This window comes from Pantoea sp. CTOTU49201 (assembly GCF_032054795.1).
Lineage (GTDB): Bacteria > Pseudomonadota > Gammaproteobacteria > Enterobacterales > Enterobacteriaceae > Pantoea > Pantoea symbiotica.
Window position 1 is genome coordinate 1 of record NZ_DAMBSA010000521.1, and the last position, 2,699, is coordinate 2,699.

Sequence of the window (2,699 nt, forward strand, 5' to 3'; positions counted from 1 at the left end):
GCGGAATGGTCACCAGATTGCTGGCGCGCAGCGGGAAGTGACCAATCGCCAAATCCAGCCGATCCTCCAGCAACTGCTGCTGCAACTCATTGGGATCGCGTACGCTCAGATTGAAAAACACCGCTGGAAAGCGCTGATTAAAACGCGCAATCGCAGCGGGTAGATCCAGCGTGCTGTCGGTGACGGTGGCGTCCACCACGCCAAGCGAAAAAGTGCCGCCCTGCGCGCTTTTCAAGGTTTCCACCTGCTCCTGCCAACCCTCCAGCGTCGCCAGCATCTCCTGACTGTAGCGATAAAACTGCTCGCCTTTGCTGGTCAGGGTAAAGCCGCCGCGTCCGCGCTGACAGAGGATAAAACCGAGCTGAGTTTCCAGCTCGCTCATGTAGGCGCTGATGGCGGGCGTGGTCATGTTCAGCGCCTGCTGCGCGCGCGAATAGCCCTGATTTTCAACCACGCTGGCGAACACCTGCAGCAGTTTAAGGTTGGGAAGCGTCTGCACCGATTTTCCTTCAGTGATTGCTGACTAAAGTTAAGTAATCTCTGAAGTGATTATCTGCTGTCAAGGATTTTTCCGGCGCGCGGGCTGGGTAATGATGGGTTTCACCTGACTGAAGGAGTGCGTGATGACCGATTTCCCCCAGCCGCAAGGCGGCAACGAGATGCCCCGTTTTGCCGGACGCGGCACCATGATGCGTTTGCCGGCCGCTGAGACACCGGCCAATTTGGATGTGGCATTCGTCGGCATTCCGCTGGATATCGGCACTTCGCAGCGCAGCGGCACGCGCTATGGCCCGCGTGCCATTCGCGCCGATTCAGTGATGATCCGCCCGTACAACATGGCTACCGGCGCCGCGCCCTTTGATTCACTGCGCGTCGGCGATCTCGGTGATGTGCCGATCAACACTTACAGCCTGCTGAAATCGGTTGATATCATCGAAAACTATTATACCGAGCTGAATAACTGGCCGATTATCCCGTTAACGCTGGGCGGCGATCACACGCTAACGCTGCCGATTTTGCGCGCGCTGGCGAAGAAGCATGGTCCGATGGGGCTGATTCACATTGATGCGCACACCGATACCAACGACGAGATGTTTGGCGAGAAGATCGCGCATGGCACCACGTTCCGCCGCGCGGTGGAAGAAGGCCTGCTCGACTGTCAGCGCGTGGTACAGATTGGGCAACGTGCGCAAGGTTACGCCGCCGATGATTTTCAGTGGGGCGTCGATCAGGGCTTCCATCTGGTGCCCGCCGAGCAGTGCTGGTATCGCTCCATGACGCCGCTGATGGCCGAGGTGCGCGCACGTATCGGCAACGGCCCGGTGTATCTCTCTTACGATATCGACAGCTTCGATCCCGCGTGGGCGCCCGGCACCGGTACGCCGGAAGTGGGCGGTTTAACCTCAATGCAAGGGCTGGAGATCGTGCGCGGCTGCCGTGGACTCAATCTGGTGGGCGGCGATCTGGTGGAAGTCTCGCCGCCGTATGACATCAGCGGCATGACCTCGCAGCTGGCGGCCAATATCCTTTATGAGATGCTGTGCGTGTTGCCCGGCGTCCGTTACACAGAGAACAAGTGATGACACAACAGAATCTGGTGTTCCCGGCGCGCGTGCTGCGCGGTGCGGGCGTGATCAATCAATTAGGCGCGATCTGCGCCGGGCTGGGCCAGCGTGCGCTGCTGATTGGCGGCCATCAGGCGTTGCAGGCGGTAGAAGCGCAAGTTCGCGCGCAACTGCTGGCGGCCAACGTCACGCTGCTGGCGCAAGAGTGGTTTGGCGGCGAAACCTCGATCAATCACATCAACCGTTTAGCGGCGCTGGCAGCTGAACTGCACGCCGAGGTGCTGATTGGCGTTGGCGGCGGTAAATCGCTGGATACGGTGAAAGCGGTGGGCGCGCAGCTCGGCTTGCCGGTGGTGACGCTGCCAACCATCGCCGCCACCTGTTCCGCGGTCACGCCGCTGAGTATTCGTTATGATGACAACGGCAATTTCTTCGATATCTTCCCACTGCCGCAGGCACCGGCAGCAGTAATTATCGACAGCGAGCTGCTGGCAAAAGCGCCCGCCCGCTGGCTGGCCGCCGGGCTGGGCGATACGCTGGCGAAGTGGTACGAATTCCGTGCGGTCAGCGCACGCCATCCGGCACGCGACGGCAATGCGCTCTCGTCACTGGCGCACAGCCAGATTTGTTATGACGTGATTGCCGAACATGGTCCAGCGGCCTATGCCGCAGTGCTGCGCGGTGAGAGCAGCGCGTCGCTCGATCAGGTGCTGGATGCGATTTTCACCTGGGCAGGATTAACCTCGCTGATGAGCAACGGCGCACACGCAGCGGCTTCGCATGCGATTTATGAAGGTTTTACCTTCTGCGATAAAACCCGCGAGTTTGGTCACGGCTTGCTGGTCGGCTTCGGTAACCTCTGTTTGCTGGCGCTGGAGAACCGCGCCGATGAGGAGGTGCTGGATGAGATGCGCCTGGCACGCGACTGCGGCGTGCCGCTGACGCTAAGCGAGATTGCCGAGCTGGATGAGCATGAGCTGGCGCTGATTGTGCGCGAATCGGTGCATGCGCCGGATATGGAGAACATGGCCGAAGCGGTGACCGAAGCGCGCTTGCTGGCGGCTATGCGGCGGATTGAGGGGTTGGCGGGCAGGGTTTAATAGCGGTCGCCCTTAATGGCGACCCTACGCCGAA

General features: G+C 60.3%; 3 protein-coding genes. 2 read left to right on the plus strand and 1 reads right to left on the minus strand.

The genetic code is table 11. From position 1 onward, the window contains the following. On the minus strand, window positions 1–499 hold a 499-nt coding region (locus RTY00_RS23170), incomplete at its 3' end, for a LysR family transcriptional regulator (RefSeq protein ID WP_312666523.1). Between the two features lie 124 nt (window positions 500–623). On the opposite strand from RTY00_RS23170, the gene speB reads away from it, so the two are divergent. Both speB and RTY00_RS23180 read left to right on the plus strand, forming a co-directional pair. Next, window positions 624–1,580, plus strand: coding sequence for an agmatinase (gene speB / locus RTY00_RS23175; protein ID WP_154191994.1), 957 nt, complete (start codon window positions 624–626; stop codon window positions 1,578–1,580). Beyond that, window positions 1,580–2,665, plus strand: coding sequence for an iron-containing alcohol dehydrogenase family protein (locus tag RTY00_RS23180; RefSeq protein WP_312666525.1), 1,086 nt, complete (start codon window positions 1,580–1,582; stop codon window positions 2,663–2,665). The genes speB and RTY00_RS23180 overlap by 1 nt, the downstream gene beginning before the upstream one ends. Window positions 2,666–2,699: the final 34 nt, after the last annotated feature.